The following is a 13,232-nucleotide window of genomic DNA, read 5'->3' as shown; positions in this document are numbered from 1 at the left end:
CCCGTGTAGACTGGAGCCGTGGCGACCCGCGGCTTCACGTTCCTGGCGCTCGGCGGGGCGGGCGCGCTCGCGGCGGCCTGCCTCGACATCGCGCCGGCGGAGCCCGCGCCGGACAGCGGAGGCTCGGCGGGCAGTGCAGCGGGAGGCGCCGCGGGGTGGCCCGGCTCGGGAGGCGCCTCAGCGGCCGGCGGGGCGACGGGCGGCGCGTCGGGCGCTGGCGCGGGCGGAACCGCGGGGACCGGCGGCGCCGGCGGAGCGGGCGGCGCGAGCTCGTTCGCGGTGCGCGGCGTGGTGTTCGACGGCTTGAACGACTGGCTCGACAGCGTGACGTCGTTCCAAGGTGCGTTCGACACCAAGACGGTCACCGGCTCGCTCTGGCTCAAGCGCACAGGCCTGAACAAGGTGCAGTGCCTGGGGCCCGAGGCAGCCGGCTCCAACGCGCCGAACCAGCTCGAGTTGACGCAGGCGAACTCGTTCCGCGTGGTGTGGCGCAAGGCCGGCGGCGGGACGGCGTGCGACCTGATGAGCTCGCCCATCACGGACACGACCAGCTGGCACCACGTCGTGTTCAGTGTGGACGTGTCGGATCAGACGAAGCGCCACCTCTATCTCGATGGCACGTCGTCCCTCTTCGTCTCGTTCTACGACAACACCCTGCTCGACAACACCGGCAGCCAGTGGGGGCTCTTCGCCGACAACAACGGCAACCTGAAGTACGACGGCGAGGTCGCCGAATACTGGCTGGCGATGGGCGTGTACCTGGATCTCTCTCAGCCGGCGATCCGCGAGCGCTTCCGGAGCGCCGCCGGCAAGCCGGTGGACCTCGGGACGACGGGCGAGCTCGTCACGGGCGCGCCGCCCACCATCTACCTCTCGCTTCGGCCTGGCCAGACGGCGAGCGCGTTCGCGCAGAATCGCGGCACCGGCGGCGGCTTCCTGCTCCACGGTGCGCTGGTCGCGTCCGCCACGTCGCCCAGCGATTGAGGCTCAGGGCGCGCAGCTCAGCGTGATGACCTTGTCGGCGCACTCCTCCCAGTCGCTGTTCCAGTAGCAGGAGGTGACCTTGAGGGTGTTGCCGCTGCCGACGATGCGCCGGAGGGTGTGGGTGCCCCAGCCGGAGTTGGAGTCGCCCGTGGCGCCGACGCTCTTGCCGCACGCCCCGCAGTTGGTGACCGTGTTCAGGACCGTCTCGCAGCCATCGCCCGGCGAGCCGTTGCAGTTGCCCCAGCCCGCCGCGCAGGTGACGCTGCACCCGCCGCCTCCGCAGGCGGGAGTCGCGTGGTTGGTGCTGCACGCTGCGCCGCAGGCGCCGCAGTGCGCGACGCTGGTCAAGACGTTGGTCTCGCAGCCGTTGGCCAGGTTGCCGTCGCAGTTCGCCCAGCCGGCGTTGCACTTCAGCCCGCAGCTCCCGGCGCTGCACGTGGCGGCGGCATTCGCCCCGCCGGCGCACGACTTCCCGCAAGCGCCGCAGTGCTCGGTGGACGAGGCGAGCGCCGTTTCGCAGCCGTTTGCCACGTTGTCGTCGCAGTTGCCGAAGCCCGTCGCGCACTGGCCGAGCGCGCAGCTCCCAGACTGGCAAGCGGCGCTGGCGTTCGCGTACGCGCAGCCGTTGCCGCAGAAGCCGCAGCTCGCGGTGGACTTCGACAGATCGGTCTCGCAGCTCTGGGAGCTGTCCTTGTCGCAGTCCGCCAGCGGCGCCGCACAGTTCGACACGCCGCAGGTCGCCGCCTCGCACACCGCGCTCTTGCCGGTCGGCGCCGGGCAGGCGTTGGCACACGCACCGCAGTTGGTCGGGTCGGCTCCGAGGTTCACCTCGCAGCCGTCTTTCGGATCCTGGTTGCAGTCTGCGAAGCCCTCGACGCAGCCGCTCGACTGACACTGGCCCTGCACGCAGCTCACCTTGGCGTTGGGCAGCGCGCAGCTCTGGCCGCAGGTCCCGCAGCTCGTCGCGTCGTTCTTGAGATCCGTCTCGCAGCCGTCGCTGCCGTCGGCGTTGCAGTCCTCGAAGCCGTTGGCACACTGCGAGACCTCGCAGGCGCCGCCCACGCAGATGGCGGCGGCGTGCGCCGTGGAGCACGGCGCGCAGCTCGCCTGGGCGCAGCCCGTGGTCGGGTCGTCGATCTTCACGCAGTCGGCCCCGCAGCTCTTCTGCCCGGGCGGGCAGCCCGTCGCCGCGTCCCCGGCGCTGCCCGCGCCGCCATCGACGTTGCCGGTCCCGCCGCCCCCGCTGCCGGTCCCGGCGCCGCCGTCGTGCTTGCTCGCGCCTTCGCCCTTCAGGTCGTCGAGGTTGGCGAGCAAGGAACAGCCGGCGACGAAGAGCCCGCCGCTCACCGTGAGGCTGGTCGCCCAACGCGCCATGGGGTCGAGAATAGCACGTTGGGTGCGAGCGCCCGAACGTGCTCGCTCACGCTCTGCCGGTGCCAAGACCGCGAAGGCAGGCAGCGCGTCAGAACGCCTCGCCGATGCGCACGAACACGAAGTAGGGGTCGAAGGGCTCGCCGTTCTCTAGCTGGCTCTCCCGGAGGATGCGGTAGGAAACGTCGAGGGCGATGGGCAGGTACCAGAGCCGCAGCCGCGGGCCGAAGCCGGCGGCCAGGCTCACGCCGTCCTCGAACGGGTTCAGGTCGGCGCCGGCGGCCCCCGCGTCCACGAAGCCGGCGAAGCCGAAGGTCTTGCGGAAGGGCAAGAAGCGCAGCTCCGCCTGGCTCTCCATCAGCGAGAGCGCGCCGGTCAGCTCGTCGTCGCAGGCGTTCGCCCCCGGATCGCACGGGGCCCGGGGGCTCAGCCGGTCGCGGCCGAAGCCGCGCATGCCGAAGGCGCCGCCGCCGAACAGGCGCATCCCCGGCGAGACGCCCGCGTCGCTCGCGCCCAGCACGAATCCCCAGGATGAACGCAGGCCGAGCGACGTGCTCTCGCTGAGCGGCACGAACCAGCGCGCGTCCGGTTGGAGCAGCAGCGCGCGCTGATCACCGAGGGGGCCACCCGGGGTCCAGGCGCTGGTCAGCCCCAGGAAGTGGCCGCTCTGGGGCTCGACCCGATCGTTGCGCGCGTCCCAGATCAGGGAGAGCTCGAGATCCGCGCCGCGCGACGTGTCGTCGTCCGGGAGATCCCGCGCGTCCCGCGTCGCGGCGGCGAACGGCCCGAACCCGACGTCCTTCTCGAAGCGGTAGAGCGCGTCGAGATCGAGGAACACGTTCTTGCCGAAGCGCGTGTGGAGGCCCGGGCCCGCGGCGAGCTCGCGGACACGAAAGCCAGGGAGTAGGCGATCGCGGAAGCGAGCGCTCAGCCGTCCGTCCACCATCCGCGCGAACAGGCCGGTGTGGACCGAACGCACCAGCGCTTCGCCATAGGCTCCGCTCGACTCGTCGTCGTCCCCGCTCCAGAGCACGCCGTAGCCGATGCGGCCCTCCAGCACCAGGTGCTGGTAGGCGCCGAACAGGTTGCGGAGCCACAGGCTGCCGCCGGTGTAGACGTCGCCGCGGGTCGGATCTGCCTCCGCGCCCGCGCGCAGCCGGAGCTGGCGCGACGGCGCCTCGACCACGACGAGTCGGAAGTCGATGTGGTCCTCGAGCTTGCGCGGGACCAGCTCGCCGTTCTCGTCGATCTGCTCGGGGGTGAGCACTCCGCCCGGGTCGGGGCGCTCGCCAGGGAGCACGCGCTCGATCTGCGCGTTGGTCGGCTTGACCACCACCGAGGCGAAGGCGCCGGTGTCGAGCAGGTCGCGCTCGATGCTCTCCTTGAGCTCCAGGCTGTAGGGGTCGTCCGGGCGCACGTCGGCGCGCCAGAGGATCTTCTCGACGGGGATCTTGTGGTTGCCCTCCACGCTCACCTTGCCGATGCGGGTCCTCGGCCCCCGGTCCACGAAGTAGATCCAGTGCACGACCTTCTTGTCCCTATCGACGTAGGCCCGGCTGAACACACCGGCGTGACCGAAGCCCAGCCGCTGAAGGTGGAAGGCCATGTCGTGGCGGCCCATGCGGAACTTCTCGAGATCGATGCCGTCGCCCACCCGCATCGGCACCAGTCGGACCAGGGCGGCGGCGTGCTCCTCCGGCGCGTGGCGCAGCTCCACCGACGCGACGCGGTAGGGGACGCCCTCCTGCACCTTCCAGCTGACCGCCACCGACCTCTCGTCCTTTGCCCACTCGAGCAGCGGCTCCGCCACCTCGACGTCGAAGTAGCCGTAGCTCTGCCACCACGAGACGATGCGCCGGCGGTCTTCCGCCAGCCGGAACTCGTTGAAGTAGCGGTGGGTGATCAGCAGGCTGCCGGGTCGAAGCCCGAGCAGCATGAACAGCTCACCGTGCGGCAGCTGGAGGTCGCCGCCTGCCTGGGCGGAGAGCTTCACGCTCGACACCGTGACGTCGGTCTCTCCCGGCAAGCGCTCCGGCCGCTCGTGGTGGCAGGCAGCGAGGGGCGCGAGCACGAACAGCGCGAAGCACAGCGCGAGAGCTCGCCCAAAGCGTCCGGTCATCGCGAGGCCGGAGCCTCCTCCCGTCCGCCGGCGCGGACAAGGACGAACAGGTCCGCTAGCATCCCGTCCCCATGTCGCCGGCCTCGCCCGAAGCTCTCCGCTCCCTGGCGTCGGAGCTGCTCTCGGCGGCGAGCTCCGGCGAGCCAGCGGGTCGTGGCGACGTCGGGGCCAAGCTCGAGGAGCTGCGCGCGCTCTACCGACGCAACTCGGCGCTCTTCCCGCCCGATGTGCTGGCCATGCTCCGACGCATTGCGACTGCGCTGACCTCCACCTCACCCGCTCTGACCCCCGAAGAAGTGTTGAACGACGTGTTCGGCTACCCGAGCTTCCGCCCCGGCCAGGCCGAGATCATCCAGACCGTCCTCGCCGGTCGCGACTGCGTCGGCATCATGCCCACCGGTGCGGGCAAGTCGCTGACCTTCCAGATCCCGGCGCGGGTGTTGGGGGGGGTCACGCTGGTGGTCTCGCCGCTCATCGCGCTGATGAAGGATCAGGTGGACGCCCTGAACGAAGTCGGGATCCGCGCCACTTTCCTGAACTCCAGCGTGCCGCAGGAGGAGCGCTCGGCGCGCGTGCGGGCCATCGCCGCCGGCGACTACGAGCTGGTCTACGTCGCGCCGGAGGGGCTGGTGGCCTCGGCGGGCCGCGCGCTCTCGGGGGCGCGCCTCTCGCTGATCGCCGTGGACGAGGCCCACTGCATCAGTCAGTGGGGGCACGACTTCCGCCCGGCGTATCGCGAGCTCCGCGGGCTGAAGCAGCGCTTCGGCAACGTGCCGGTGCTCGCGCTGACCGCCACGGCCACCTCGGAGGTGACCCGCGACATCGTGGAGCAGCTGGCGATGCAGCGTCCGGCGCTGTTCCGCGGCTCGTTCTTCCGCCCGAACCTGCACATCGCCGCCGTCAAGAAGGGCGGCAGCGGCGTGGACGGACGACGTCTGCCCGCCGTCGGCGACGCCATCGTGCGGCTGGTGCAGGCGCGCTCGGACGAGAGCGGCATCGTCTACTGTCTCTCGCGAAAGTCCACGGAGTCGACGGCCGAGCAGCTGATGGCGAACGGCATCAGCGCGCGGGCCTACCACGCCGGCATGGAGCCCGACGAACGCAGCAAGGTCCAGGACGCATTCCAGAACGACGACGTGAACGTGGTCGTCGCCACCATCGCGTTCGGCATGGGCATCGACAAGTCCAACGTGCGCTTCGTGATCCACCGCGACATGCCGCGCTCCATCGAGGGGTACTACCAGGAGATCGGTCGCGCCGGCCGCGACGGGGTGCCGAGCGACTGCGTGCTCTTCTACTCATGGGGCGAGGTCATGACCTACGAGCGCTTCGGCGACGACGCCCCGCCGGAGGTCGCCGCCCGCCAGGCGGAGATGGCCCGACAGATGTACCGGCTGGCGGAGTCCACGGAGTGCCGTCACCAGGACATCGTGGGCTACTTCGGCGAGCACATCGAAGCCTGCGGCTCGTCCTGCGACCGCTGCGGCGGCGTCGACGTGCTCGGCTCCCTCGATCGCGGCCGCCGCTCGAAGAAGCCCGCCCCGAGCGAGCTGCCGAAGACCGGCGATCGCACGCTGCTCGACGCGCTCAAGGCGCTGCGCAAGGAGCTGGCTCGGGAGCGCGGAGTGCCGGCCTACCTGGTGTTCAGCGACGCGACGCTGCTCGAGATGGTGGTGCGCCGGCCGGACAGCGAAGCGCAGCTGATGGCGGTGCCGGGCGTCGGCCCGAAGAAGCTCGCCGTCTACGGCCAGGAGTTCCTGAGCACCATCCGCTGTTTTCGCTGACGGAACGTGCTAGACGCCGCGCCGTGATCGAGCGCGCTCTCTTATTGGTCCTGGCCTTGGCCCTCGCGGGCTGCTCCGACGACGCCGAGGCGCCGGGAAAGAGCGCGAGCGGCGGCGGGACGGGCGGCGCCGGCACGGGCGGTACCTCCAGCGGCGGCAGCGGCGGCAGCGGCGCCAGCGACGCCGGCGCGAACGACGACTGGGCTCTGTTCCAGTCGATCCTCGAAGGCAAGACCGACGCGGCGAGCGGGCTCGCGAAGATCGCGGCGAGCGACGGCTTCCCGGTGCAGGCTCCGGGCGGCTTCCTGTTCGTGCACCTCGACGACGGCAAGGGGCCCTACGGGCTGGCCGGCGATCACAACGCCTGGCAGCCGAGCGCGATGCAGGCGGAGGCGGGCCTGTACTGGATCGTGGCGCCGATCGCCGAGCCGGACGGCAAGAAGTACAAGCTCGAGGATGGAGCGCAGCAGCTCGCCGCCGATCCGCTGGCGCGCCGCTTTGGCTACGACCAATACGGCGAGTACTCGTCGGTCCGCGCCAGCGCCGCGCACCTCGAGCGCTGGCTCGACGTCGCCGGTCTGGGTTTGCCCGCGCGCAGTCTGCGCGTGCGCGTGCCCGCGGTCGTTCCGACCCATCACCTGTACGTGCACGACGGCCAGAACCTCTTCGACCCGAACGGCGCCTTCGGCAGCTGGAAGCTCGACGAGTCGGCCGGACCCGCGACGCTGCTCGTGGGCATCGACAACGCCGGCGCCGCGCGGATGGACGAGTACACCCACGTCGCCGACGTGATCTCGGGCCAGACCACCGGAGGCAAGGGCGACTCCTACGCCGACTTCGTCAAGGACGTGGTGCGCCCGTTGATCGAGGCTCGCTACGGCAAACCGCAGAAGGTCGGCGTGATGGGCTCTTCGCTCGGCGGTCTGATCTCGTTCCACCAGGCGCTGCGCCACCCCGGCGTCTGGGACTACGCCGCCTCGCTCTCCGGCACCTTCGGCTGGGGCTCCATCGAGGCCAAGAACGAGACGTTGATCGCGCGCTTCGCCAAGGCGGGCAAGTTGGGCACCAAACTCTACCTGGACTCCGGCGGCGGCCCGGGCTCCGGCTGCGCGGACTCCGACGGCGACGGCACCAACGACGACACGCCCGACGCCGGCGACAACTATTGCGAGACGGTCCAGCTCCGCGACGTGCTCGCGTCGCAGGGCTACGTCTTCGACCAAGACCTCTGGCACTGGTGGGAGAACGGCGCGCCACACAACGAGGCCGCCTGGGCCGCGCGGGTGTTCCGCCCGCTCCAGGCTTTCGAGGGGATGTGACTAGCGGCACACCCCGCGCTCCGCGTCGCACGCCTCCGGCGAGTCGCACTGCCTCACTCTCGTCCAGCCGTTGGCGTGGCACTGCTCCAGATCCGAGCCGTGGCACTGGTGCTCGCCGAGAATGCAGGGATCGACCAGGCACTGGCCGAGCTTGGCGTTGCAGTGAGCGGCGGTCTGGCAGACGTTGACCTGCACGAAGCCGCCGGCGCTCGCCTCGCAGGCCTCGAGCTTGTCGCCCGCGCAGCGGTGCGTGCCCGGGACGCAGGGCATGCCCGGTGGTGGGGTGCGGGCGGGGCGGGCGCTCGGCGTCGCGGTGCCGAGCACGAGCGGCCTGGCGGCGCCTTCGGTCGGCGCCGGGCGCTCGCGCTCGCAGGCGAGCGCGCCAAGGAGCAGGCCGAGCAGGAGCTCAGAGCCCCAACGCATCCTGCACCGTGCGCGCGCGCTCGGCGACGACGGCGCGGGCGGTGGTGAAGCGCGGCTCTGCCCGCGCGGCCGCGAGCGGCGGGCAGAAGTCCACCCAGGAGAGATCGAACAGCCCCATCTGCACCGCGCGCTCCACGTGGTGGAGCGCGCCCTCGACGTCGTCGTAGTAGCCGAGGAGCTCCGCCATGAGCTGGTGCATCAGCGTCGCGAAGCGCGGGTTGCGATCCGTCGTCTCGACGAACTCACGGAAGCCGGCGAGCTCCGCCGAGTCCTTCCCGCCGCGATAGATGGCGCGCATCATCTGGGCGATCTGCCCCGGGGAGTCCAGCTCGCCGGCGAGCTCCAGCGCCTCTACCGTGGCCATGATCTTGGGGCTCCAGAACGCGAGCCGGAGGCGCAGGATGGCGGCGCTGCCGGCGCGCTCGCTGACCCTGGCCGAGTCGAGCAGCTCGAGCGCGCGCTCGAACTCGCCCAGGAGCGCGTGGGCGCGGATGCTGTCGTGGCGCGCGTTGACCAGGCCGGGCTCGATGCTCAAGGCGTGATCGAACAGCTCGAGCGCCTGCCGCGGACGCCCGGCCTCGAGCACCAGGCGGCCGCGCATTTCGAGGGCGTCCGCGTTTTCCGGCGCCGCCCGGAGAGCGCGCGCGGTGAGCTCGGCGGTGCCTCGGGGATCGGAGTCCATCAGGCAGACCGTGGCCCCGGCCAGGAGCGCCTCGGCGTCGTCGGGGGTCGCCGCGAGCGCGCGGGCGGCGAGCTCCCGAGCCTCCTTGGCCACGGCCGCCGTGTCGCCGATGCCGAAGTACCAGAGCCGCGCGCAGGCGCGGGCGTAGCCGGCCAGGATGCTGGAGTCGTTCGGCGCGCGCTGGTGGGCCTCCTTGAACAGCTCGGCCGCCTTCGTGACGTGCTCCGGCCAGAGGCGCCGGAGCTCGGCGCGCGCCTTGAGGTAGAGATCCACGGCGACCGGATCCGATGGGGCCACGCGCTGCCGGCCGCCCCCGTGTACGGTCAGCGCTTCCGCCACAGCGCGCGCCGTCTCGTCGCTCACCACCAAGAGGTCGTTGGCGGGGCGGTCGAAGCGCTGCGCCCAGAGCTGGAAGCCGTCTGCGACGCTGGTGACGCGCGCGTTCAGGCGCACTCCGCTCGGCGCTCGGCGCACCGAGCCTTCGACCACCACCTCGACGCCGAGCTCGCGCCCCACCTCCCGGGGGTCGAGGCTCTGGCCCGCGTAGCGCGCGACGGCGCCGTGGGGCCGCACGCGCAGGCCCGGGGTCATGCTGAGCGAGTCGATCAGATCCTCGGTCAGGCCTTCGGCCACGTACTCGTCGTCCTTCGGTCCCAGGTTCCGGAACGGCAGCACCGCGACGGCCTTCTCGTGAGGCGCCGCCTGCGTGGGTGGAGTAGGCAGGCTCGGGCTCTGGCCCTCGGCCAGGGTCGGGCTCGAAGCGGCGAGCGCGTTCTGCACCTCGTCCGCGCTCGCGTAACGCTCGGCCGGCTCCCGCGCCATGCAGCGCTCGACCACCGCCGCGAGGGCGGGCGGCACGCCGGGGTTGACGCTCCGCGCGTTGGGCGGGGGCGCGTACAGGCGCGCCGCCGCCACGGCCATCGCGGAGCCGCCCTTCCACGGCACCTCGCCGGTGAAGAGCTCGAACAACATCGCGCCGAGCGCGTAGATGTCGGCCCGCGCGTCGATGTCGGCCCGCGCCTCGACCTGCTCCGGCGCCATGTAGGCCGGGGTGCCGACCACGATCCCCACGGTGGCTCCGCCCTGGGACGCGACCGGATCGCGCGCGATGCCGAAGTCGGTGATCAGCACGCGGCCGTCCCGGCCGAGCATCACGTTGTCGGGCTTCAGATCGCGGTGCACCACGCCGGCCCGGTGCGCCGCCGCGAGCCCGGCGCAGACCGCGCGGGCGAGCTCCAGCACCTTCGGCACCGGCAGCCGCCCGGTGCGCGCCAACAGATCCGCGAGCGACTCGCCCTCGATGAACTCCATGGTGAGGAAGCGCGCTCCCTCGTGCTCGCCGATGTCGAACATGCGGGCGACGTTCTCGTGGGTCACGCGCCGCGCGAGCTTCACCTCCCGCCGGAAGCGGTCGATCAACGCGGGCGATCCGGCGAGCTCGTCCGACAGCATCTTGAGCGCCACGTCCTCGTCGAGCTCCGTGTCGCGCGCGCGGTACACCGAGCCCATGCCGCCTCGGCCCACCAGGCCCAAGATGCGGTAGCGCCCGCTGACGAGCGGAGGCGGCGCGATCGCGCCGGGATCGGACGGCAACGCAGGGTCGCCCGTCCCCGACGCCGGCATGGCCAGCGTCGCGGCGTTCGCGTCGGAGTCGTTCTCGGCCGTCAAGAGGGCCTGGACTATAGCGGGCGATTGGGGAGGTCGCCCAGGGCAGGCGGATCTTTCTGCTGAATGGGGTGTGGGCGCGCCGCGATGTTGGTCGAGAGCTAGACTCCAGTGTGACCCCCGCCCGCGTGCTGGTCTCGGTCATGCTCCTCACGCTCCCCGCCCGCGCCGAGCTCGAGCCCGTCGTGGCGCACCCCGAGCGCGAGCCTCACGTGTTCCCGCGGCGCTGGCTCGAGCTGTCGGCGCACGGCGCTGGCGCCGTGGCGGATTGTGTTTCGCCGTGCGACGACACCAGCGCCTGGGGCTACGCGGCCGGGCTCTCGGCCGCGCTCCGACCGAACCCCGACGTCGCGGTGGTCCTCGCCCTGCACCGGTCTTGGTTCCGCTGGCGGCCCGAGGCGCGCGACTCCCGCATGGCTCACGTCACCTCGGAGCGGATCGGCGTGCGCGTGTACCTGGCGGAGACCCCGCGCTTGGACGCATGGCTCGAGCCATCCTTGCTTCATCTGACCTGGGGAGCGCGCGAGCTGCGCTCGACTCACTCGTGGGGGGTCGGCACCGCCCTCGGGCTCGACGCCTTCGTGGGGGACCACCTGAAGCTCGGCGCTCGGGTGCAGGTCGACTACGTCGGGGCTCCGAGGGGACCGAGCGAAGGCGGCGGCGCGGTCGCCCCGTCCGAAGTCCCGCTCGAGGCCCCGCCCTTGCGCTTGGTTCTCCAGGTCGGCCCCACCGTGACCGTGGTCTTCGGTCCTGCGAATTGAGCCCCTCGGCCCGTGCAAGGCGAGCGCTCCGCAGGTATCTTCTCGCTATGACGGCTTTGGGTGCGTCCTTTCGCTGGCTCGCGATCTCAGTGCTCTTGGCGGCCGCCCTCGGCCTGAGCTGCTCGTCGGACGACGGCGGCGTGGCCGGCGGCACCGGCGCGGTGACCGGCACGGGCGCGACCTCCGGCAGCGGCGGCGCCGGCGGCGGCAGCGGCGGTATCGGCATCGGCGGTGCCGGCGGCGCGCAGGGTCCGTTCCCCGACTTCCCCAAGGAGCCCGAGATTGAGGCCTCGCTGCCCAGCGACATCGGCAGCCAGTTTGGCGCGCCCGGTCAGCCGAGCGGCGGCCCGTGCCTTTCGGAGCCGCCGGTGGACGCGCTGGTGCCGAAGAACTGGACGCCGCTCCGCTTCGAGTGGTCGGCGCCGGCCGAGCAGAACGTGTTCGAGCTGCGCCTGCACGTGGACAACCAGGTGAACGACCTGGTCGTGTACACGACGCAGAAGTCCTACACGATCTCGGCGAGCGTCTGGAAGGCGCTCACGCTGCACAGCGCCGGGCACGACGTGGAGGTCACCGTGCGCGGCGCCAAGCTCGACAGCGGCAAGCTCACCGCAGGGCCGTTCACGGGCGTGCAGGGTCCGGTGCACATCGCGCCGGTCGCCGCGCCCGGCTCGGTGGTCTATTGGACCAGCGGCGCCCCCGGCAGCGGCCAGACCGCCCTGAAGGGCTTCAGCATCGGCGACACCTCGGTGACCACGGTGCTCACGCCGAGCGTCGTCGGCGGCGACACCACCTGCGTGGCCTGTCACGTCTCCGCGCCGGATGGCAAGCACACCTTCTACACGCGGGACGGCGCCAACACCCGCAGCGTGGACGTGCGCAGCGTGGACGGGCTCGGCAGCGCTCCGGCCGCGGCCGCGGTCTCGCCGACGGCGCTCTCGCTGCTCGGGCGGACCAAGCAGAGTGCACCGGCGACCTCCAAGGCCCGCTACTCGGCGACCGACGCCGTCGCCGTCACCGTGTTCCACGACGCCACGGCCACCGCCGGCAAATACGAGCTGATCTGGACCGATCTGCACACCAGCGACCCCAACACCGGCTGGGGCACCTTCGCGCGCACCGGAGATCCGCGGCAGGTGGCCTCGCCGACCTGGTGGCACGACGGATCGACCATCGCGTACGTGTCGGCGCCGATCACCGGCGAGGGCGTGATCGCGCGCATCACCGACGCCGATCCGACCATGGACATCTACACCATCCCGTACAACGAGCGGAAAGGCGGCCCAGCAACGCCGCTCACCGGCGCGAGCGATCCGGCGTACTGGGAGTACTACCCGGTCATCTCGCCGGGCGACGCGCTCTTGGCCTTCAACCGCTGCGCGCCGCGCAAGGAGAGCGACGGCACCTGGGCCGACAGCTACAACGAGCCCACCGGCGAGGTGTACGTGGTCCCGGGCAAGGGCGGCACGGCGGTGCGCTTGGCGGCGAACGATCCGCCGGCTTGCACTCAGAAGACGAGCCCCGGCCTCACCAACTCCTGGCCGCGCTGGGCGCCGACGGCCGAAGAATTCGGCGGCAAGAAGTACTACTGGATCGTGTTCTCCTCGACCCGGCGCGACGCCAGCAACCCGCAGCTCTTCGTCGCTGGGGTGGTCACCAGCGAGAGCGGCGGTCAGGTCAGCATCGACAAGACCTACCCGGCCATCTACGTGACCGCGCAGGTGGTCGAAGAGAACAACCACACGCCGGCCTGGGACGTGTTCCAGGTCAAGCCGCCGCAGTAGACTGAACTGAATGGAGGAGGGCCATGAACCAAGCTCTGAAGAAGACCGCGCTCGGCGGGCTCTGGGTCGGATTCGCCATCTCGGTGGTCGGCTTCGTGCTGAACGCCGTGCTCGGCTCGCTGAGCCCGCGCCTGGCGCAGGGGTTCGCGTTGCTCATCGTGTTCGGCAACGTGATCTTCATCCTGGGGTGCATCAACTTCGCGCGGGCCAAGGGGCAGCCCTGGTACGTGGGCCTCTTGGGCCTGTTCAGCTGCGTCGGGCTGGCGGTGCTCTGGTTCCTGGTGCCCGACAAGGCTTGAGGTCCCGGGCGTCGCTCGTTCGAAGACGAGCGCGCGGACCA

The 13,232-nt window shown here is 71.5% G+C and carries 10 protein-coding genes; 6 read left to right on the top strand and 4 right to left on the bottom strand.

Features of this window, described 5'->3' with window-relative positions:
- Window positions 1-18: 18 nt before the first annotated feature.
- On the top strand, window positions 19-984 hold the full coding sequence (locus HS104_16065) for a hypothetical protein (GenBank protein MBE7481482.1): 966 nt from the start codon (window positions 19-21) through the stop codon (window positions 982-984).
- 3 nt (window positions 985-987) lie between these two features.
- Here the strand turns inward: HS104_16065 and HS104_16060 are convergent, their stop codons facing one another.
- Window positions 988-2,358, bottom strand: coding sequence for a hypothetical protein (locus HS104_16060; protein MBE7481481.1), 1,371 nt, complete (start codon window positions 2,356-2,358; stop codon window positions 988-990).
- An 88-nt stretch (window positions 2,359-2,446) separates the two neighbouring features.
- Window positions 2,447-4,474 carry a BamA/TamA family outer membrane protein gene (locus HS104_16055; protein MBE7481480.1) on the bottom strand — a complete coding sequence of 676 codons (2,028 nt, stop codon included), beginning with the start codon at window positions 4,472-4,474 and terminating at the stop codon, window positions 2,447-2,449.
- Window positions 4,475-4,545: 71 nt separating this feature from the next.
- Between HS104_16055 and HS104_16050 the strand changes: the two genes are divergently transcribed.
- A complete protein-coding gene (locus HS104_16050) occupies window positions 4,546-6,258 on the top strand; it encodes an ATP-dependent DNA helicase RecQ (protein MBE7481479.1) in 1,713 nt (570 codons plus the stop codon).
- A gap of 23 nt (window positions 6,259-6,281) precedes the next feature.
- Window positions 6,282-7,577: an alpha/beta hydrolase gene (locus HS104_16045; GenBank protein MBE7481478.1), complete on the top strand. Its 1,296-nt coding sequence runs from the start codon at window positions 6,282-6,284 to the stop codon at window positions 7,575-7,577.
- On the opposite strand, the gene HS104_16040 is transcribed toward HS104_16045, so the two are convergent.
- Complete coding sequence (locus HS104_16040; protein ID MBE7481477.1) at window positions 7,578-8,000, bottom strand: hypothetical protein; 423 nt, start codon at window positions 7,998-8,000, stop codon at window positions 7,578-7,580. It abuts the gene before it with no gap.
- Complete coding sequence (locus HS104_16035; protein ID MBE7481476.1) at window positions 7,984-10,350, bottom strand: protein kinase; 2,367 nt, start codon at window positions 10,348-10,350, stop codon at window positions 7,984-7,986. Before HS104_16035 ends, HS104_16040 begins: the two co-directional genes overlap by 17 nt.
- A 110-nt stretch (window positions 10,351-10,460) precedes the next feature.
- Between HS104_16035 and HS104_16030 the strand changes: the two genes are divergently transcribed.
- From HS104_16030 to HS104_16020, 3 genes are read left to right on the top strand one after another with little or no spacing between them, the layout of a single operon-like run.
- Window positions 10,461-11,108: a hypothetical protein gene (locus tag HS104_16030; GenBank protein MBE7481475.1), complete on the top strand. Its 648-nt coding sequence runs from the start codon at window positions 10,461-10,463 to the stop codon at window positions 11,106-11,108.
- 47 nt (window positions 11,109-11,155) lie between these two features.
- On the top strand, window positions 11,156-12,892 hold the full coding sequence (locus tag HS104_16025; GenBank protein MBE7481474.1) for a hypothetical protein: 1,737 nt from the start codon (window positions 11,156-11,158) through the stop codon (window positions 12,890-12,892).
- Window positions 12,893-12,915: 23 nt separating this feature from the next.
- Window positions 12,916-13,191: a hypothetical protein gene (locus tag HS104_16020; protein ID MBE7481473.1), complete on the top strand. Its 276-nt coding sequence runs from the start codon at window positions 12,916-12,918 to the stop codon at window positions 13,189-13,191.
- Window positions 13,192-13,232 lie beyond the last annotated feature (41 nt).

Source organism: Polyangiaceae bacterium, from assembly GCA_015075635.1.
Taxonomy (GTDB): Bacteria; Myxococcota_A; Polyangia; order Polyangiales; family Polyangiaceae; genus JADJKB01.
This window is presented reverse-complemented; position numbering and strand designations above follow the sequence as displayed.